This window comes from Streptomyces sp. NPDC059649, from assembly GCF_042734445.1.
Taxonomy (GTDB): Bacteria; Actinomycetota; Actinomycetes; order Streptomycetales; family Streptomycetaceae; genus Streptomyces.
Genome location: NZ_JBHWDV010000018.1, coordinates 16106 through 35792, shown reverse-complemented (window position 1 = coordinate 35792; position 19687 = coordinate 16106). Strand labels below are relative to the sequence as shown.

The window sequence follows — 19687 nt, the reverse complement described above, 5'->3', positions numbered from 1 at the left end:
CTCCCGGCCCGGCCGGAAGCGGACGAAACCGTGCCGGTATCGTCGGGATCCGTCCACCTCTGAACCGTGTGACCCCTGGAGCCGTCATGAGCCAGCCCCCTGCCCGCCGGACCGTGCTGCGGGGGGCCGCGCTCGCCGGGGCCGCGGGCTTCGGGCTCGCCGCCTGCACACCCGACGGCAAGCAGGACTCGGGGATCCCCGACAAGCCCGTCGAGCTGGGGCCCGCCGCAGATGTCCCGGTCGGCGGCGCCAAGCTCTACCGCGAGGACCGGCTCGTCGTCTCCCAGCCCGCCAAGGGCACGTACAAGTGCTTCAGCGCCAAGTGCACCCACGCCGGCTGCATCCTCTCCGACGTGGAGAAGAAGGAGGGCAGCTGCCCCTGCCACGGCAGCCGCTTCGACGTCACCACCGGCAAGGTCGTCCAGGGCCCGGCCTCCGAGCCGCTGCCCGAGGTCCCGGTCAGGGCCGAGCACGGCAAGCTCATCGCGGGCCCGAGCACGGCAAGCTGACGGGCGCGCCCGAGCACGGCGAGCTGACGGGCGGGCCCGGCGCGGCCATCAGACGGGCCGGTCCCGCCCAGCCGGTCCCGCCCCCCAATCCCGGCCGGTCCCGCCACCCCAATCCCGGCCGGTCAGTCACCCAAAATCCCGCCCGAGGCTGCCCTCATCCCCAATCCCACCCGATCCCCAGGATGCCGGGCCGTACCCCCTGCTCGACGAGGTGGACGGCGTGGTGCCGGCCGCTGAGCGTCAGCTCGTGCTGGGCGCTGCGCGGGGCGCCCGCCGAGGCCTGGGCGAAGCGGCGGCAGCGCACCGGCAGCGCCGCCTCGTCGAACCGCACCTGCAGGACGTACTGGCAGCCGGCGAAGCTGAAACCGCGCAGGTACTCGGTGCTGTGGCCGCCGCTGCCGTCCTCGAAGACGTACCCGAAGACATGGGTGTCGCCGGCCCGTAGCCGGGTGTCGAAGAGCAGCTCGGCGACCACCACACCGGCCTCGGCGTGCCCGCGCACCCGGCCCAGCCGGCAGTTCTCCCCGGCGTGCACCCGCACCCGGGCGGGCTCGCACCCCACCTCGCCGCGATGGATGGCGACATAGCGGTCCACCCCGTCCCGGTGCGCCCGGACCACCTGGAGGGATTCCCGCTCGACCAGCTGGCGCTGCGGCCCGATGCGGACCCGTTCGTGGTGCCCGACGGTGTGCAGCCCGCCGTCCGCGGGCGCCTCCAGCTCGGCGAACAGCCGCTGCAGCGCATCGGCAGGCGCCACCAGCGAGCGGTACGAGCGGCCGGCCGGCCGCTCCGCCTCCGGGCGGGCGCCGCCCTCCGGGACCAGCAGCCGGTGCAGGGACTGCGCGGGCAGCTCCAGCACCTCCTCCAGGGCGCGGACCGCCCGCAGCGATTCGGGCCGCTGCGGCCGCCGGGCGCCCTGCTGCCAGTAGCTGAGGCTGGTCACCCCGATGGTGATGCCGCGCTGGGCGAGCTTGTGCTGGACGCGGGTGAGGGCCAGCCCGCGGGCGGTGAGCGCGGAGCGCAGGGCGAGATGGAACGGACCGGTCCGCAGAAGCTGGTCCAGCTCGGCCGACGGGGGCGTGTTCTGTGCCATGTTCCTCTTCCTCCGGCGCGCGGGTGAACGTTCACAACCGGATTGCGCGCCGCGTGCTCTCCGTACCTGTTCACTGCAGTACGCCGGGCACCGGTCGTTCACATCCGGGCCCGTCCGTCCACACCCCCATGTCATCCCGCATTGAAGCGTGTTGACCTGCCTGCGACAACACCCGATGCTCCTTCGCAAGCATCCGGATGCGCTCCTCTCCCCCTCACCCCCCATCGGGAGGAACGCCATGCCACGTGCACCCCTGTCCCGCCGGAGATGGCTGTCGGCCGCGGCGCTCACCACCGCCGTACTGACCGCCTCCTCCACCGCGACCACCGCGGCGGCCACCCCGCCCGCCCGTCCGTCGCACCCCGCCGCCACGGCCGCCACCGCGGCCACCCCCGCGCGCCCCCTCACCGCCAATCGCCTCGACATCTCCATGCAGGCCCAGGAGAAGACCAACTGGTGCTGGGCCGGCTCCGGCAACACCATCGCCTCCTGGTACGGCAGGAACTACAGCCAGAACCAGTTCTGCAACGCCGCGTTCGACCGCCAGCAGGGCACCACCTGCCCCAACAACCAGGCCACCCTCGGCAACGTGCAGAACGCCTTCGACTGGATGGGCATCAACTCCGGCTCCTACGTGACCGGCTGGCTCCGCTACAGCACCGTCCAGAACGAGATCAACGCCAACCGGCCCATCGAGACCCGCATCCAGTGGTCCTCCGGAGGCGGTCACATGCACGTCGTGTACGGCTACGACACCGACCGCAACTGGATCTACTGGGGCGACCCCTGGCCCTCCAACTACCGTTACAACTGGGGCGATTTCGACTACTACGTCAACGGCAGCTCCTTCTCCTGGACACACTCCCTCTACCGGATAGGAGCCTGAGGCATGACGCAGCGCACCGCCGCCCCCACCGTCGTCCGCGCCGTCGCCACCGGAGCGCTCGCCACCGCCCTGATCGGCCTCGCGCCGTACGCCGCGGTCGCCGCGCCCGTCCCCGCGCCGCAGGCACCGGCCCGGGCGAGCCTCACCGCGGCCCACGACGCGGTCACCGCCCCCGCGACCCTGGAGACCTTGGCCCGCTTCTTCGCCGCCAACGGCAAGCGCGACGGCGCCCGCGCCGTGGCACCCGGGGCCGCACGGCCGCACATCGAGGGCGCCGCCGTCCCGGTCTACACCCTCTCCCCGGACTTCGTCCGCGGCACCGCCCACGCCCCCGTCGCCCGCCTGGAGTTCCTCGCCAGCAAGGCCGTCGCCGCCGACGGCCGCACCGCCTCGGTGTGGACCGTGCGCCAGGGCCGCACCTGGAAGGTCGTCAACATCGCCAGCGGCGACGACGAGACCCGCTACACGGCGGCCGGCGCCGCCCGGGACAGGGCCGGCACCGTCTTCCACGAGCCGCAGATCGACGCCTGGTACCTCCAGCGCGGCGACCGCATCGAGCCGCTGGACGCGGACGCCCGGAAGGCCGTCGGCGCCCACGGCACCACCGTCGCCGCCTACCGCACGCGGGTGGCGAAGGCCTACGGCGACAAGCTCCCCGGCTCCGCCTACGACAAGCGGGGCGAGGCCGGCGGCTACGGCCCCCGGGCCGCGGAGCACCCCGACCCGGCCACGGAACCGGCCGCCCGGCGGCCCGCCCAGGCATCCGCACTGCCGGACGGCGACCTCCCCGTGACCGCCGCCACCACCGCGGCCGGCGCCGCCGCCCTGCTCGCCCTGGGCCTGTCCGCCGCCACCGCCCTGCGCCGGCGCCGCCGCCGCTGACCGGGGCACCCGGCCGCCTGCCCGCCACCCCCACGGCGGGCAGGCACCCCGGCCGCGGTCCGGACACCGTGATTGTCGGTGGCGGTCAGTAGGGTGGGGTTCATGGCAGACCCCAGCAGCTACCGACCCAAGCCGGGACAGATCCCCGACTCGCCGGGGGTCTACAAATTCCGCGACGAGTACGGCCGGGTCATCTACGTCGGCAAGGCCAAGAGCCTGCGCCAGCGCCTGGCCAACTACTTCCAGGACCTGGCCGGCCTCCACCCGCGCACCCGCACGATGGTCACCACCGCCGCCTCCGTGGAATGGACCGTCGTCACCACCGAGGTCGAGGCGCTCCAGCTCGAATACAGCTGGATCAAGGAGTTCGACCCCCGCTTCAACGTCAAATACCGCGACGACAAGAGCTATCCGTACCTCGCGGTCACCCTCAACGAGGACTTCCCCCGCGCCCAGGTCATGCGCGGCGCCAAGAAGAAGGGCGTCCGCTACTTCGGCCCCTACGCCCACGCCTGGGCCATCCGCGAGACCGTCGACCTCATGCTGCGGGTCTTCCCGGTCCGCACCTGCTCCGCGGGCGTCTTCAAGCGCTCCGCCCAGATCGGCCGCCCCTGCCTCCTCGGCTACATCGGCAAGTGCTCCGCCCCCTGCGTCGGCCGGATCTCCGCAGCCGACCACCGCGAACTCGCCGAGGAATTCTGCGACTTCATGGCCGGCCGCACCGGCGCCTACATCCGCCGCCTGGAGCGCCAGATGCAGGACGCCGCCGAGGAGATGGAGTACGAACGCGCCGCCCGGCTCCGCGACGACATAGGCGCCCTCAAGCGGGCCATGGAGAAGAGCGCCGTCGTCCTCGCCGACGCCACCGACGCCGACCTGATCGCCGTCGCCGAGGACGAACTCGAAGCCGCCGTCCAGATCTTCCACGTCCGCGGCGGCCGGGTCCGCGGCCAGCGCGGCTGGGTCACCGACAAGGTCGAGGCGGTCACCACCGGCGACCTCGTCGAACACGCCCTCCAGCAGCTCTACGGCGACGAACAGGGCGACGCCGTACCCAAGGAGGTGCTGGTCCCCGCCCTGCCCGAGCCCGTCGAACCGGTCGCCCAGTGGCTCACCCACCGCCGCGGCTCCCAGGTCTCCCTGCGCATCCCGCAGCGCGGCGACAAGAAGGACCTGATGGCCACGGTCGGCCGCAACGCCCAGCAGGCCCTCGCCCTGCACAAGACCAAGCGCGCCTCCGACCTGACCACCCGCTCCCGCGCCCTGGAGGAGATCGCCGAGGCCCTCGGCCTGGACTCGGTCCCGCTGCGCATCGAATGCTTCGACATCTCCCACCTCCAGGGCGAGGACGTGGTCGCCTCCATGGTGGTCTTCGAGGACGGCCTCGCCCGCAAGAGCGAATACCGCCGCTTCCAGATCAAGGGGTTCGCCGGCCAGGACGACGTCCGGTCCATGCACGAGGTCATCGGCCGCCGCTTCCGGCGCTACCTCCAGGAGAAGCAGAAGTCGGGGGAGTGGACCGAGGAGCCCGGGCGGCCGGACGGCGAGACCCCCGAGGACGCCACCCAGGCCGGCGGCCCGCTCGACGACGACGGCCGCCCCAAGCGGTTCGCCTACCCGCCCCAGCTCGTCGTCGTCGACGGCGGCGCCCCCCAGGTCGCCGCCGCCCGCCGGGCCATGGACGAGCTCGGCATCGACGACGTCGCCGTCTGCGGCCTGGCCAAACGACTGGAAGAGGTCTGGCTGCCCGGCGACGACGACCCGGTCGTGCTGCCCCGCAGCAGCGAGGGCCTCTACCTCCTCCAGCGCGTCCGCGACGAGGCACACCGCTTCGCGATCACCTACCAGCGCAGCAAGCGGACCAAGCGGCTGAAGGCCTCCCCGCTCGACGCCGTGCCCGGCCTCGGCGACACCCGCCGCCAGGCACTGCTCAAACACTTCGGCTCACTGAAGAAACTGCGGGCCGCGACGATCGACGAGATCTGCGCGGTCCCGGGGGTCGGCCGCAAGACCGCCGAGACGGTCGCCGCGGCACTGGCCGGAGCGGCACCGCCCGCTCCCGCGGTGAACACCGCCACAGGAGAGATCATTGAGGATGACGGGGCCCCACCGGCCGCGTTGTCGGCAGAACGGGGGCAGGAACCATGAGCACAGAGCACGAGACGCAGGAAACCGAGAGAGACGGTGCACAGGTGAGTACGGGCACGATGCGCGAGTCCGACCAGGGCGAAAGCGCCGCGATCCCCGAGCTGGTGATCATCTCCGGGATGTCCGGCGCCGGCCGCAGCACGGCCGCCAAGTGCCTGGAGGACCTCGGCTGGTTCGTCGTCGACAACATCCCGCCCGAGCTGATCCCCCCGATGGTCGAGCTCGGCGCCCGCTCCCAGGGCAACGTCGCCCGCATCGCCGTCGTCGTCGACGTCCGCGGCCGCCGCTTCTTCGCCAACCTCAAGGAATCCCTGGCCACCCTCGACGCCCAGAACGTCAGGCGCCGCATCGTCTTCCTGGAATCCTCCGACGAGGCCCTGGTGCGCCGCTTCGAATCCGTCCGCCGCCCGCACCCCCTCCAGGGCGACGGCCGGATCGTCGACGGCATCGCCGCCGAACGCGACCTGCTGCGCGAGCTGCGCGGCGACGCCGACCTGGTCATCGACACCTCCAGCCTCAACGTCCACGAACTCCGCGCCAAGATGGACGCCCAGTTCGCCGGCGAAGAGGTCCCCGAGCTCCGCGCCACCGTCATGTCCTTCGGCTTCAAGTACGGCCTGCCCGTCGACGCCGACATGGTCATCGACTGCCGCTTCATCCCCAACCCGCACTGGGTCCCCGAACTACGCCCCTTCACCGGCCTCAACGACGAGGTCTCCCACTACGTCTTCAGCCAGCCCGGCTCCAAGGAGTTCCTCGACGGCTACGCCGAGCTGCTGCGGATCGTCGCCGAGGGCTACCGCCGCGAGGGCAAGCGCTACGTGACCATCGCCGTGGGCTGCACCGGCGGCAAGCACCGCAGCGTCGCGATGTCCGAGAAGCTCGCCCGACGGCTGGTCTCCGAAGGGGTGGAAACCGTCGTCGTCCACCGCGACATGGGGCGCGAGTGAGCGGCCGCACACCACGGCTGCGCCGGGTCCGCCGATTCGTCCCCAGCGGCCGTACGACGAAGGGCGCCACCCCCAAGGTGGTGGCGCTCGGCGGCGGCATGGGCCTGTCCGCCTCCCTCGCCGCGCTCCGCCGCATCACCGGTGACCTCACGGCCGTCGTCACGGTCGCCGACGACGGCGGCTCCAGCGGCCGGCTCCGCGACGAGCTCGGCGTGCTGCCGCCCGGCGACCTGCGCAAGGCGCTGGCCGCGCTGTGCGGCGACGACGACTGGGGCCAGACCTGGGCCCGGGTCATCCAGCACCGCTTCCAGAGCGAGGGCGAACTGCACGACCACGCCGTCGGCAACCTCCTCATCGTCGCCCTGTGGGAGCAGCTCGGCGACCACGTCCAGGCCCTCGACCTGGTCGGCAAGCTGCTCGGCGCGCACGGCCGGGTCCTGCCCATGTCCGCCGTCCCCCTGGAACTCCAGGCCCAGGTCAGGGGCCACGACCCGGACCGCCCCGACGCCATCTCCACGGTCCGCGGCCAGGCCACCGTCGCCCTCACCCGCGGCGAGGTGCAGTCCGTCCACGTCGTCCCCGCTGACCCGCCGGCCGTCCCCGAGGCCGTCGCCGCGGTACGTGACGCCGACTGGGTGGTTCTCGGCCCCGGATCCTGGTTCTCCTCCGTGATCCCCCATCTGCTGGTGCCACAGCTGCGCGAGGCCCTGGAAGAGACCAAGGCACGCAAGGTGCTCTCCCTCAACCTCGCACCGCAGCCGGGCGAAACCGAAGGCTTCTCCCCGCAGCGTCATTTGGAGGTTTTGGCCCGACACGCCCCTAAACTCGCCTTCGACGTGGTGCTGGCCGACAGGGCCGCCGTGCCCGACACCGATGGCCTGACGGTTGCCGCCAAGCAGCTCGTCGGCAGCGAGGTCGAGCTGGCGGCGGTCGCCGCACAAGGAGACGACGCCCGGTCGAGCACCGGGGGAGCCCCCGACCGGCACGACCCGGAGCTGCTGGCCGCCGCGTACGACCGTATTTTTCGGATGCATGGAAGGATCGGCCCATGGCGATGACGGCTGCGGTGAAGGATGAGATCTCCCGGCTCCCCGTCACCCGGACCTGCTGCCGGAAGTCGGAGGTCTCGTCGATCCTGCGGTTCGCGGGAGGTCTGCACCTGGTCAGCGGACGGATTGTGATCGAGGCCGAGCTGGACACGGGCATCGCCGCCCGCCGGCTCCGCAAGGACATCCTGGAGATCTTCGGACACAGCTCCGACCTGGTGGTGATGGCCCCCGGCGGACTGCGGCGCGGCAGCCGCTACGTCGTACGGGTGGTCGCCGGCGGCGACCAGCTGGCCCGCCAGACCGGCCTGGTCGACGGCCGCGGCCGCCCCATCCGCGGCCTGCCCCCACAGGTCGTCTCCGGCGCGACCTGCGACGCCGAGGCCGCCTGGCGCGGCGCCTTCCTCGCCCACGGCTCGCTCACCGAACCCGGCCGCTCCTCCTCCCTGGAGGTCACCTGCCCCGGCCCCGAAGCGGCCCTCGCCCTGGTCGGCGCGGCCCGCCGCCTCGGCATCGGCGCCAAGGCCCGCGAGGTCCGCGGCGTGGACCGCGTCGTCGTCCGTGACGGTGACGCCATCGGCGCGCTGCTGACGCGGCTCGGCGCCCACGAATCGGTGCTCGCCTGGGAGGAGCGGCGGATGCGCCGCGAGGTCCGGGCCACCGCCAACCGCCTCGCCAACTTCGACGACGCCAACCTCCGCCGCTCGGCGCGCGCCGCGGTCGCCGCCGGCGCCCGCGTACAGCGCGCACTGGAGATCCTCGGCGAGGAGGTCCCCGAGCACCTCGCGGCCGCCGGCCGGCTGCGCATGGAACACAAGCAGGCGTCCCTGGAGGAGCTGGGCGCCCTCGCCGACCCGCCGCTCACCAAGGACGCGGTCGCCGGCCGGATCCGCCGCCTGCTGGCGATGGCCGACAAGCGCGCCCAGGACCTCGGCATCCCCGGCACCGAATCCAACCTCACCGAGGAACTCGCCGAGGGCATGGTCGGCTGACCCACCCTCCCCACCCACCCCTACCGCCCCCGGTGCCACAACCGCACCGGGGGCGGTCGCGCGTGCCCGACCCCCGGCTCGAAAGTGCTCATCTGAGAAGCATCGAGCGCGTTTTGTCAATGTCACGTACGTCTCGTATAGGGGGTAGGGTCGGAGGCGGTCGGGGACAGCCCATACAGCTCGCCGGTGTCTTGCCGGCGTACCAACGAGGAGATCGGTTCGTGACGATCCGCGTAGGCATCAACGGATTCGGCCGCATTGGTCGCAACTACTTCCGCGCGCTCCTGGAGCAGGGCGCGGACATCGAGATCGTCGGTGTCAACGACCTGACCGACAACGCCACCCTGGTCCACCTGCTCAAGTACGACACCATCCTGGGTCGCCTCAAGCAGGACGTCAGCCACACCGACGACACCATCACGGTCGGCAACCAGACCTTCAAGACGATGGCCGAGCGCGACCCGGCCGCTCTCCCCTGGGGCGAGCTCGGTGCCGACATCGTCATCGAGTCGACCGGCATCTTCACCAAGCGCGAGGACGCCGCGAAGCACCTCGCCGCCGGCGCCAAGAAGGTCCTGATCTCCGCGCCTGCCAAGGACGAGGACATCACGATCGTGATGGGCGTCAACAACGACAAGTACGACGCCGCCAAGCACCACGTCATCTCCAACGCCTCCTGCACCACCAACTGTGTGGCGCCGATGGCGAAGGTCCTCGACGAGAACTTCGGCATCGTCAAGGGCCTGATGACCACGGTCCACGCGTACACCAACGACCAGCGCATCCTGGACTTCCCGCACAAGGACCTGCGCCGCGCCCGTGCCGCCGCGGAGAACATCATCCCGACCTCCACGGGTGCCGCCAAGGCCACCGCGCTGGTCCTCCCGCAGCTCAAGGGCAAGCTCGACGGCATCGCCATGCGCGTCCCGGTGCCCACCGGCTCGGTCACCGACCTCGTCCTGGAGCTCGACCGCGAGGTCAGCAAGGACGAGATCAACTCCGCGTTCCAGAAGGCCGCCGAGGGCCAGCTCAAGGGCATCCTGGAGTACACCGAGGACCCGATCGTCTCCTCGGACATCGTCAACTTCCCGGCCTCCTGCACCTTCGACTCCTCGCTGACCATGGCGCAGGGCAAGCAGGTCAAGGTCGTCGGCTGGTACGACAACGAGTGGGGCTACTCCAACCGCCTGGTGGACCTGACCACCTTCGTCGGCGGCCAGCTCTGATATCTCTGCCTGATACCCCAGGCACCGAGGTGTGAAGGACGGGGCTCGTACGGCGCGAGGAAGCGTCGTACGGGCCCCGTCCCGCGACCGAATCAAGCGACGGAGCACTTCCCATGAAGACGATCGACGACCTTCAGGTAGCAGGACAGCGGGTCTTTGTCCGCGCCGACCTGAACGTGCCGCTGGACGGCACCACCATCACCGACGACGGCCGGATCCGCGCCGTCGCCCCGACGATCGCCAAGCTCACCGAGCGCGGCGCCAAGGTGATCGTCGCCTCCCACCTGGGCCGCCCCAAGGGCGCCCCGGACCCGGCCTTCTCCCTGGCCCCCGCCGCCGAGCGGCTCGGTGAACTCCTCGGCCAGAGCGTGGCGTTCGCGACCGACACCGTCGGCGAATCCGCCGCCGCCGTCACCGCCGGCCTCGCCGACGGACAGGTCGCCGTGCTGGAGAACCTCCGCTTCAACCCCGGCGAGACCAGCAAGGACGACGCCGAACGCGGCGCCTTCGCCGACCGGCTCGCCGCCCTCGCCGACCTCTACGTCGGCGACGGCTTCGGCGCCGTGCACCGCAAGCACGCCTCCGTCTACGACCTCCCCCAGCGTCTTCCGCACGCCGCCGGCGACCTGATCGCCACCGAGGTCGGCGTCCTGAAGAAGCTCACCCAGGACGTCAAGCGCCCCTACGTCGTCGTGCTCGGCGGCGCCAAGGTCTCCGACAAGCTCGCCGTCATCGACGAACTCCTCGGCAAGGCCGACCGCCTCCTGATCGGCGGCGGCATGGCGTACACCTTCCTCAAGGCCAAGGGCTACGAGGTCGGCATCTCCCTCCTCCAGGAGGACCAGATCCCGGTCGTCACGGAATACATGGAGCGCGCCGAGAAGAACGGCGTCGAACTGGTCCTGCCGGTCGACGTCCTCGCCTCCACCGAATTCCCGGACCTGAAGACCAAGGCCCCCGCGGACTTCGACACCCTCGACGCCGACAAGATCCCTGCCGACAAGGAGGGCCTGGACATCGGCCCGAAGACCCGCGAGCTGTACGCTTCCAAGCTGGCCGACGCCGCGACCGTCTTCTGGAACGGTCCGCTCGGTGTCTTCGAGCACCCGGACTACGCCGGTGGCACCAGCGCCATCGCCCAGGCGCTCATCGACAGCGATGCCTTCACCGTGGTCGGCGGTGGCGACAGCGCCGCCGCGGTCCGCCTGCTGGGCTTCGACGAGAACGCATTCGGCCACATCTCGACCGGTGGCGGCGCCAGCCTCGAATACCTCGAAGGCAAGACGCTCCCCGGCCTCGCCGCTCTGGAGGACTGAACAACCGTGAGTGACCGCACCCCGCTGATGGCGGGCAACTGGAAGATGAACCTCAACCACCTCGAGGCCATCGCCCACGTCCAGAAGCTCGCCTTCGCCCTCGCCGACAAGGACTTCGACGCCGTAGAGGTCGCCGTCCTGACGCCCTTCACCGACCTCCGCTCGGTGCAGACGCTGGTCGACGGCGACAAGCTCAAGATCAAGTACGGCGCGCAGGACCTCTCCGCGCACGACTCCGGCGCGTACACCGGCGAGATCTCCGGCGCCATGCTCGCCAAGCTCAAGTGCGCGTACGTGGCCGTCGGCCACAGCGAGCGCCGCCAGTACCACGGCGAGAACGAAGAGATCTGCAACGCCAAGGTCAAGGCGGCCTTCCGGCACGGCCTGACCCCGATCCTCTGCGTCGGCGAGGGCCTGGACGTCCGCAAGGCCGGCAACCAGGTCGCGCACACCCTCGCCCAGGTCGACGGCGGCCTCGCGGACATCCCGGCCGAACAGGCCGAGACCATCGTGATCGCCTACGAACCGGTGTGGGCCATCGGCACCGGCGAGGTCGCCACCCCCGAGGACGCCCAGGAGGTCTGCGCGGCGATCCGCGGCCGCCTGGCCGAGCTCTACAGCCAGGAGCTGGCCGACAAGGTCCGCATCCAGTACGGCGGCTCGGTCAAGTCCGGCAACGTCGCGGCGATCATGGCGCAGCCGGACGTCGACGGCGCCCTGGTCGGCGGCGCGGCACTGGACGCCGACGAATTCGTCAAGATCGTCCGCTTCCGCGACCAGTAGCAGCCGCGCAACACCAGCAACTATGACGAGGACGAGCCCTCGTCGTACCCTGTCGGGGCCGGGACCGGTGCAACAGCGCCGCCCCGGCCCCGCACCATATGTTCCACGTATCGTGATTCACACGTCCGTCCGTCAGTCCTAGAGAGTTGGTCCAGCCGTGGTCATCGGATTCTCGATCGCGCTCATCGTCTTCAGCCTGCTGCTGATGATGCTGGTGCTCATGCACAAGGGGAAGGGCGGCGGTCTGTCCGACATGTTCGGCGGCGGCATGCAGTCCTCGGTGGGTGGCTCCTCGGTCGCCGAGCGCAACCTCGACCGCATCACCATCGTGATCGGTCTGCTGTGGTTCGCCTGCATTGTCGTCCTCGGCATCCTGATGAAGCTCGGCAGCTGACATACCGTCGGGGGCGCGGCCTATCATGAGGGCGGCGTCCCGGGACGGTAACTCCGGTCACTGGACGCGCGTTGGGCCTTACGTAGACTGTGGCGTTCCGCAGCGCAGCTGATGTGAAGGCTTTGCAGCACCATTACGCAGGGAGTAACGACCGTGGCAAGTGGCAACGCGATCCGAGGAAGTCGGGTCGGGGCGGGGCCGATGGGGGAGGCCGAGCGCGGCGAGTCCGCGCCGCGCATCCGCATCTCCTTCTGGTGCTCCAACGGGCACGAGACGCAGCCCAGCTTCGCCGGCGATGCGCAGGTTCCGGACACCTGGGACTGCCCGCGCTGTGGTTTCCCGGCCGGCAAGGACCGGGACAGCCCGCCGGACCCGCCGCGCACCGAGCCCTACAAGACCCACCTCGCCTACGTCCGTGAGCGCCGCAGCGACGCCGACGGCGAGGCGATCCTCGCGGAGGCGCTCGCCAAGCTCCGCGGCGAGATCTGACGGAACAGACACACACCGACCGGCCCGGCCGGAGGGGACCGACCCCCTCCGGCCGGGCCGGCCGCGTGCTGCGCCGACCGTGGCGGTTGCCCGAGGCCCGTTGTCAGTGGTCGCCCGTACTGTTTGCCGTGCGGACGCTGCGTAGCTGAATGGCTGCGGATCGTTGCCGCGTGCGGACGCTGTGCGTCCGTGGGTGGGTGGCGAGGGGGGCGATGGGGGCGACGGGACTCACCCGAGCCGAGTGACGACGGGTGACGGTACGGGGGGCGACATGACGGATACGGACACGACGAGGCGTACGGCGGCGAGCTGCACGAAGGGCGGCTGGGCGGGGGGTCAGCTGGGCGGAGGCGAGCTGTACCAACGCCCGCCCGCTGACCGGCCAGGGGCTCGCCCACCGCTTCCTCGGCGGACCCCTCGCACCGGCGCCCATCGCGCTCGGTGCCACGCCCCCCTTCCTTGTCGATGCCGCGACATGCCTCCTCGCCTCCTCGCCGCCGGCCTCGTCGCCTCCCTGCGCACCACGCCACCGGCCCGCCCGCCGGCCGACCCCCCGACGCGCCGCGAAACGCGAACTCAACGACGACATACGGCCGTTGTGGCGCGAAGCCGGGCACTCCGGGCGTACTGTCTGTCGGTCACGCTGCCCAACACCGGCATCGGCGCGCTCATCGCCACATTCGTCGTGGTCGTCAAGGACGGCCTGGGCACTGCCGACGTCCTTGAAACCCCGTCATGCAGCAGCGCGCCCCGGCGGCCATGCCCGGACGGATCAGCGACGCGTTCCGGACAATGTCGTGACAACGTCCATCGGCACGGACCCCTCGGCAGGCTGCTCGGCGGCGCGAGCGCCACCGCGTACGGCGCGAGCGCCACCGCGTACGGCCCGAGCCGCCCCGCCCTCCTCACTGCCGTCCTGCGGCACCCGCCACCCCGGCACTTCTCCCCGCCCGTCCACCGGTTCGTCAGGAGCCCGACAGCGCACCGACCGCCAGCAGACAGATACCTCATACCGCGCCCTGATCAATTAGGTTGGGAGATGGCGGGGCCGGTACGAGATGAAGAAGGCTGATGTCCGAGATGAACCCACAAGGCCGCAGCAGGCTCGACCAGATGCCTGAGTGGACCGCGCTGAGCAAGCACCGCGAGCAGATGGGGGAGGTACACCTCCGCGAGCTGTTCGAGCGCGACCCCGCGCGCGCCGACCGCTATACCCTCCAGGTCGGCGACCTGTACCTGGACTACTCCAAGCACCTGGTCACCGACGAAACGCTGCGGCTGCTCGGTGACCTGGCCGCGGCGACCGGCGTCGCCGCACTCCGCGACGCCATGTTCCGCGGCGACAAGATCAACGTCACCGAGCAGCGGTCCGTACTGCACACCGCGCTGCGCGCCCCCGGCTCCGCCGTCATCAAGAGCGACGGCACCGACGTCGTCCCCGCTGTCCAGCACGTCCTCACGAAGATGGGCACCTTCTCCGACCGGGTCCGCTCCGGCGACTGGAAGGGCCACACCGGCAAGCGCATCAAGACCGTCGTCAACATCGGCATCGGCGGCTCGGACCTCGGCCCCGCCATGGCGTACGAGGCGCTGCGCGCCTACACCCACCGGGACATGCAGTTCCGCTTCGTCTCCAACGTGGACGGCGCCGACCTGCACGAGGCCGTCCGTGACCTGGACCCGGCCGAGACGCTCTTCATCATCGCCTCGAAGACCTTCACCACCATCGAGACGATCACCAACGCCACCTCGGCCCGCAACTGGCTGCTCACCGGCCTCCGGGCCGGCGGGGAAGCCGTCGCCAAGCACTTCGTCGCCCTCTCCACCAACACCGAGAAGGTGGCAGAGTTCGGCATCAACCCGGACAACATGTTCGAGTTCTGGGACTGGGTCGGCGGCCGCTACTCCTACGACTCCGCAATCGGCCTCTCGCTGATGATCGCCATCGGCAAGGAACACTTCCGCGAGATGCTGGCCGGCTTCCACCTCGTCGACGAGCACTTCCGCTGCGCCCCGCCGCAGGAGAACGCCCCGTTCCTGCTGGGCCTCCTCGGTGTCTGGTACGGCAACTTCTGGGACGCCCAGTCGCACGCGGTACTGCCCTACAGCCACTACCTCTCCAAGTTCACCGCCTACCTCCAGCAGCTGGACATGGAGTCCAACGGCAAGTCCGTGGACCGCGAGGGCCACCGGGTGAACTGGCAGACCGGCCCGGTCGTCTGGGGCACGCCCGGCACCAACGGGCAGCACGCCTACTACCAACTGCTCCACCAGGGCACGAAGATGATCCCGGCCGACCTCATCGGCTTCGCCGAACCGGTCGCCGACCTGCAGCCCGGACTCGTCGCCCAGCACGACCTGCTGATGGCCAATCTCTTCGCCCAGGGCCAGGCGCTGGCCTTCGGCAAGACGCCCGACGAGGTGCGCGCCGAGGGCGTCGCCGAGGAACTGGTCCCGCACAAGACCTTCCAGGGCAACCGCCCCACCACCACGATCCTCGCCAAGGAACTCAGCCCGTCCGTACTCGGCCAGTTGGTCGCCCTGTACGAGCACAAGGTCTTCGTCCAGGGCGCGATCTGGAACATCGACTCCTTCGACCAGTGGGGCGTCGAACTCGGCAAGGTCCTCGCCAAGCGCGTCGAACCCGCCCTCACCGAAGGCACCCCCGTCCCGGGCCTCGACCCCTCCACCATCGCCCTGGTCGCCAAGTACCGCGCCCTCCGCGCCCGCTGACCCCCAACCCCACACCACCCACCACCCCACCAAGGGGCCGCGCCATCACACCGCCGCGGCCCCTTGGGCCTTTTTGCTACACGCCGCCTCGCTCCTTACTCCACACTTCACACCCCGCCCTCCACCCTCGGCCCTCCGCACGGAACGAGCTGAGTAACCAGCGCCGACGACGCATACAATCCGCTCACCCTGCGCAGGATTTCCTCACTGTCCGTAGCGATACAGGAACTAATCACTCTCCGTAATCGTTGCCGGAGCAAGGAGGCATACGCAAGGCACCCCAGGCAGGCACGAACAAGCACCCCACCAGGCGCAGACGAATGAGCGTGAGCCGCCCGCAGCTATCTCTCTCTCCCCCCCGCAAACAAGCACTGAGCAGACGCGACTAGGGCGGTGGCCGACTCACAAACAAGCCGCCAAGCAAACACGCCAGCCAAGCAGACAACCCCGGCCAAGCAATCACGCCCAGCCAAGCACCCTCGCGACCAACCTCGTGACCAAGCCGCGCCGGGCCCCGCCCCCGCCCCAGCCCAACCAGGTCCCCACCAACCACGACCAAGTCCCCACCCCAACGCGGCCGGTCCCGCCCCGCCAAACAGCCACGGGCCCCGCCCTCAAGGAGGACGGGGCCCGTGGCGCAGGAAGGTCGGCCGCGAAAGCCGCCGACTAAAGCCGACACCGTCAGCTCAGACGGACGCCGCCGACTCACGCCAACACCGCCGGCTCAAGCCGACACCGACAACGCCGGCTCAGGCCGGTGCCGCTGGCTCAAGCCGCCAACACCGACTCAAGCCGCCAACACCAACTCAGGCCGACGCCGGTGGGTACAGGCTGCGTGGCAGTTGGGCCGCGGCGGGCTCGTCGAGGAGCCAGAGCGTGCGGCTGCGGCCGCGCGCGCCGGCCGCCGGGGCCTGTATCTCGCCCGCGCCGGAGAGCGCGATGGCGGCCGCGTTGGCCTTGTCCTCGCCGGCCGCCAGCAGCCAGACCTGCCGTGCTGCCCGGATCGCGGGCAGGGTCAGGGAGATCCGGGTGGGCGGCGGCTTGGGCGCGCCGTGCACCCCGACCACCGTGCGCTCGGTCTCCCGTACGCCGGGCAGCTCGGGGAAGAGCGACGCGACGTGGGTGTCCGGGCCGACGCCGAGCAGCAGGACGTCGAAGGAGGGGACCGGGCCGTGGTCCTCCGGGCCTGCTGCGGCGGCGAGTTCGGCGGCGTACGCCTCGGCGGCGGCGTCCGGGTCGTTGCCGTACGGGCCGTCCGAGGCGGGCATCGGGTGCACCCGGGCCGGGTCGAGCGGGACGCTGTCGAGCAGTGCCGCGCGGGCCTGGGTGTCGTTGCGCTCCGGGTCGCCCGCGGGCAGGAAGCGCTCGTCGCCCCACCACAGGTCGAGCCGGGACCAGTCCACGGCGTCCCGGGCGGGCGCCTCGGCGAGGGCTGCGAGCAGCCCGTTGCCGTTGCGCCCGCCGGTCAGCACGATGGCGGCGGAGCCGCGGGCGGCCTGGGCGTCCACGATCTTCGTGATCAGCCGGGCCGCCGCGGCCTTCGCCATCAGCTCCTTGTCGCGGTGGACGACGACTTCGGGAGCACTCACTTGCCGGCCGCCTTCGTGCCGGCTGACTTCTTGGCGGGCGCCTTCTTCCCCGAGGACGCGGACTGGGCCTTGGCCGGGGTGTCGTCGGACGACCCCGCCGGGCCATCCGGGGACGCTCCGCCCTCGGACGCTCCACCCTCAGACGTGCCGCCCGTAGCCTCCCCGCCGCCGGCTTCGGCCGCCTGGCCGTTGGGCCCGTCGCCGAGGCGGTCGACGCCGAATTTCAGGGCGGCGGCGTAGATGTCGTCCGGGTCGAGCCGGCGGAGTTCCTCGGCGAGGAGTTCCGAGGTCTCGCGGCGCTTGAGTGCCACCGAGCGGTCCGGCTGGCCGGGCATGGAGAGCGTGGCCAGCGAGGCTTCCGGGCGGTCGAGCACGATGGGGCCGCCGCTGGACTCCAGGCGTACGGCCGTCAGGCCGGGGCCGGCCGAGACCTTGCGGGAGACCGGGACGTCCAGCCGGCTGGCGAGCCACATGGCGAGCAGTTCGCAGCTGGGGTTGAACTCCTCGCCCTCGACCGCGGCCGAGGTGACCGTGCACGGGGCCTGGTCGAGCGCCGCCGCCAGCATGGAGCGCCAGGGCGTGATCCGGGTCCAGGACAGGTCGGTGTCACCCGGCGTGTACGTTTCTGCACGCGCGGAGAGCTCCTGCACCGGGCGCTCGGAGGCGTATGCGTCGGTCACCCGGCGCTGGGCGAGCGCGCCGAGCGGGTCCTTGGCCGGGTCCAGCGGAGCGTTGACCGCCCACCAGACCACCACCGGGGCGTCCGGCAGCAGCAGCGGCAGCACCACGGACTGGGCGTGGTCGATCGCCTCGCCGTAGAGCCGCAGCACGACCGTCTCGCCGGTGCCGGCCTCGGTGCCGACCCGCACCTCGGCGTCCAGGCGGGCCTTGGCGCGGTCGCGCGGCGACCGGCTGACCCGCTTGATGACGACGAGGGTGCGTGAGGGGTGCTCCCGGGACGCCTCGTTGGCCGCCTTGAGGGCGTCGTAGGCGTTCTCCTCGTCGGTGACGATGACGAGGGTGAGCACCATGCCGACGGCGGGGGTGCCGATGGCCCTGCGGCCCTGGACCAGTGCCTTGTTGATCTTGCTGGCCGTGGTCTCCGTGAGATCGATCTTCATGGCCGACGCCAGCTCCGTCCGTCTCGTGCGAGCATTTCGTCCGCCTCGACGGGCCCCCAGGTGCCCGCCGGGTACTGCGCGGGCTTGCCGTGCTGGTCCCAGTACTCCTCGATCGGGTCGAGGATGCGCCAGGACTGCTCGACCTCCTCCAGTCGCGGGAAGAGGTTGGCGTCGCCCAGGAGGACGTCGAGGATCAGGCGCTCGTACGCCTCGGGGCTGGACTCGGTGAAGGACTCGCCGTAGGCGAAGTCCATCGAGACGTCCCGGACCTCCATCGACGTGCCGGGCACCTTGGAGCCGAACCGCACGGTCACGCCCTCGTCCGGCTGGACGCGGATGACCAGGGCGTTCTGCCCGAGTTCCTCGGTGGCGGTCTGGTCGAAGGGGGAGTGCGGGGCGCGCTGGAAGACGACCGCGATCTCGGTGACCCGGCGTCCCAGCCGCTTGCCGGTGCGCAGGTAGAAGGGGACGCCCGCCCAGCGGCGGTTGTCGATCGACAGCTTTATCGCGGCGTAGGTGTCGGTCTTGGAGTTCGGGTCGATGCCGTCTTCCTGGAGGTAGCCGACGGCCTTCTCGCCGCCCTGCCAGCCCGCCGCGTACTGCCCGCGCACGGTCTCCTTGCCCAGGTCCTTGGGCAGCCGGACCGCGCCGAGCACCTTGGTCTTCTCCGCGACCAGGGCGTCGGCCTCGAAGGAGGCGGGCTCCTCCATGGCGGTCAGCGCGAGCAGCTGGAGGAGGTGGTTCTGGATGACGTCACGGGCCGCGCCGATGCCGTCGTAGTAGCCGGCCCGGCCGCCGATGCCGATGTCCTCGGCCATCGTGATCTGGACGTGGTCGACGTAGCTGCGGTTCCACAGCGGTTCGAACATCGTGTTGGCGAAGCGCAGCGCCAGGATGTTCTGGACGGTCTCCTTGCCCAGGTAGTGGTCGATCCGGAAGACCTCGTTGGGCGGGAAGACCTCGTGGACGATCCGGTTGAGCTCCTGGGCGCTTTCGAGGTTGTGCCCGAACGGCTTCTCGATGACCGCGCGGCGCCAGGAGTCCTCCTTCTGGTCGGCCAGTCCGTGCTTCTTGAGCTGCTGGACGACCTTGGGGAAGAACTTCGGCGGCACGGACAGGTAGAAGGCGAAGTTGCCGCCGGTGCCCTGTGCCTTGTCGAGCTCGTTGATGGTGCTCTTGAGGGTCTCGAACGCCTCGTCGTCGTCGAAGTTGCCCTGGACGAAGCGGCAGCCCTGTACCAGCTGCTGCCAGACCTCCTCGCGGAACGGCGTACGGGCGTGCTCCTTGACCGCCGAGTACACCTCCTGCGCGAAGTCCTCGTTTTCCCATTCCCTGCGGGCGAATCCGACGAGGGAGAAGCCCGGCGGAAGCAGGCCGCGGTTCGCCAGGTCATAGACGGCAGGCATCAGCTTTTTGCGGGACAAATCGCCCGTGACGCCGAAAATGACCAGGCCCGACGGCCCCGCGATGCGCGGGAGCCGTCGGTCCGCGGCGTCACGAAGCGGGTTCGCTCCATGAACAGCGGTCAAG

General features: G+C 70.9%; 17 protein-coding genes. 13 read left to right on the top strand and 4 right to left on the bottom strand.

Annotated elements, in window-relative coordinates:
* Positions 1 to 86 precede the first annotated feature (86 nt).
* The gene (locus ACFV1J_RS20465; protein WP_385860073.1) at positions 87 to 509 is read left to right on the top strand and encodes a Rieske (2Fe-2S) protein; all 423 of its coding nucleotides are present in this window, start codon (positions 87 to 89) and stop codon (positions 507 to 509) included.
* 154 nt (positions 510 to 663) lie between these two features.
* On the opposite strand, the gene ACFV1J_RS20460 is transcribed toward ACFV1J_RS20465, so the two are convergent.
* Complete coding sequence (locus tag ACFV1J_RS20460) at positions 664 to 1602, bottom strand: hypothetical protein (protein WP_385860072.1); 939 nt, start codon at positions 1600 to 1602, stop codon at positions 664 to 666.
* A gap of 238 nt (positions 1603 to 1840) precedes the next feature.
* Between ACFV1J_RS20460 and ACFV1J_RS20455 the strand changes: the two genes are divergently transcribed.
* The 12 genes from ACFV1J_RS20455 to pgi all read left to right on the top strand — a co-directional run bounded on the left by ACFV1J_RS20455 (position 1841) and on the right by pgi (position 15447).
* Positions 1841 to 2488: a papain-like cysteine protease family protein gene (locus ACFV1J_RS20455; protein ID WP_385860070.1), complete on the top strand. Its 648-nt coding sequence runs from the start codon at positions 1841 to 1843 to the stop codon at positions 2486 to 2488.
* Positions 2489 to 2491: 3 nt separating this feature from the next.
* Complete coding sequence (locus tag ACFV1J_RS20450) at positions 2492 to 3370, top strand: hypothetical protein (protein WP_385860068.1); 879 nt, start codon at positions 2492 to 2494, stop codon at positions 3368 to 3370.
* A gap of 102 nt (positions 3371 to 3472) precedes the next feature.
* Positions 3473 to 5518, top strand: a complete 2046-nt coding sequence (uvrC, locus tag ACFV1J_RS20445; protein WP_385860066.1) for an excinuclease ABC subunit UvrC — start codon at positions 3473 to 3475, stop codon at positions 5516 to 5518.
* Positions 5515 to 6468, top strand: coding sequence for an RNase adapter RapZ (gene rapZ, locus ACFV1J_RS20440; protein ID WP_385860064.1), 954 nt, complete (start codon positions 5515 to 5517; stop codon positions 6466 to 6468). Before uvrC ends, rapZ begins: the two co-directional genes overlap by 4 nt.
* Positions 6465 to 7526 carry a uridine diphosphate-N-acetylglucosamine-binding protein YvcK gene (gene yvcK, locus ACFV1J_RS20435; RefSeq protein ID WP_385860061.1) on the top strand — a complete coding sequence of 354 codons (1062 nt, stop codon included), beginning with the start codon at positions 6465 to 6467 and terminating at the stop codon, positions 7524 to 7526. The genes rapZ and yvcK overlap by 4 nt, the downstream gene beginning before the upstream one ends.
* A complete protein-coding gene (gene whiA, locus ACFV1J_RS20430) occupies positions 7517 to 8506 on the top strand; it encodes a DNA-binding protein WhiA (protein ID WP_018091880.1) in 990 nt (329 codons plus the stop codon). Before yvcK ends, whiA begins: the two co-directional genes overlap by 10 nt.
* Before the next feature lie 221 nt (positions 8507 to 8727).
* Positions 8728 to 9732, top strand: coding sequence for a type I glyceraldehyde-3-phosphate dehydrogenase (gap, locus tag ACFV1J_RS20425; RefSeq protein WP_385860057.1), 1005 nt, complete (start codon positions 8728 to 8730; stop codon positions 9730 to 9732).
* Positions 9733 to 9845: 113 nt separating this feature from the next.
* Positions 9846 to 11048: a phosphoglycerate kinase gene (locus ACFV1J_RS20420; protein ID WP_385860055.1), complete on the top strand. Its 1203-nt coding sequence runs from the start codon at positions 9846 to 9848 to the stop codon at positions 11046 to 11048.
* A 6-nt stretch (positions 11049 to 11054) separates the two neighbouring features.
* Positions 11055 to 11831 carry a triose-phosphate isomerase gene (tpiA, locus tag ACFV1J_RS20415; protein ID WP_261952139.1) on the top strand — a complete coding sequence of 259 codons (777 nt, stop codon included), beginning with the start codon at positions 11055 to 11057 and terminating at the stop codon, positions 11829 to 11831.
* Positions 11832 to 11988: 157 nt separating this feature from the next.
* A complete protein-coding gene (gene secG / locus ACFV1J_RS20410; protein ID WP_030086299.1) occupies positions 11989 to 12225 on the top strand; it encodes a preprotein translocase subunit SecG in 237 nt (78 codons plus the stop codon).
* A gap of 153 nt (positions 12226 to 12378) precedes the next feature.
* Positions 12379 to 12714, top strand: coding sequence for an RNA polymerase-binding protein RbpA (locus tag ACFV1J_RS20405; RefSeq protein WP_016578660.1), 336 nt, complete (start codon positions 12379 to 12381; stop codon positions 12712 to 12714).
* 1080 nt (positions 12715 to 13794) lie between these two features.
* Positions 13795 to 15447 carry a glucose-6-phosphate isomerase gene (pgi, locus tag ACFV1J_RS20400; protein ID WP_385860118.1) on the top strand — a complete coding sequence of 551 codons (1653 nt, stop codon included), beginning with the start codon at positions 13795 to 13797 and terminating at the stop codon, positions 15445 to 15447.
* Positions 15448 to 16253: 806 nt separating this feature from the next.
* On the opposite strand, the gene pgl is transcribed toward pgi, so the two are convergent.
* Genes pgl through zwf form a run of 3 tightly spaced genes read right to left on the bottom strand, consistent with a single transcriptional unit; the run spans position 16254 to position 19686 of the window.
* Entirely contained in the window at positions 16254 to 17036 is a 783-nt protein-coding gene (pgl, locus tag ACFV1J_RS20395) for a 6-phosphogluconolactonase (protein WP_385860051.1), read from the bottom strand.
* Positions 17033 to 18157 carry a glucose-6-phosphate dehydrogenase assembly protein OpcA gene (gene opcA, locus ACFV1J_RS20390; RefSeq protein ID WP_385860049.1) on the bottom strand — a complete coding sequence of 375 codons (1125 nt, stop codon included), beginning with the start codon at positions 18155 to 18157 and terminating at the stop codon, positions 17033 to 17035. The genes pgl and opcA overlap by 4 nt, the downstream gene beginning before the upstream one ends.
* On the bottom strand, positions 18154 to 19686 hold the full coding sequence (gene zwf / locus ACFV1J_RS20385; RefSeq protein WP_385860047.1) for a glucose-6-phosphate dehydrogenase: 1533 nt from the start codon (positions 19684 to 19686) through the stop codon (positions 18154 to 18156). Before zwf ends, opcA begins: the two co-directional genes overlap by 4 nt.
* Between the last annotated feature and the right edge of the window lies 1 nt (position 19687).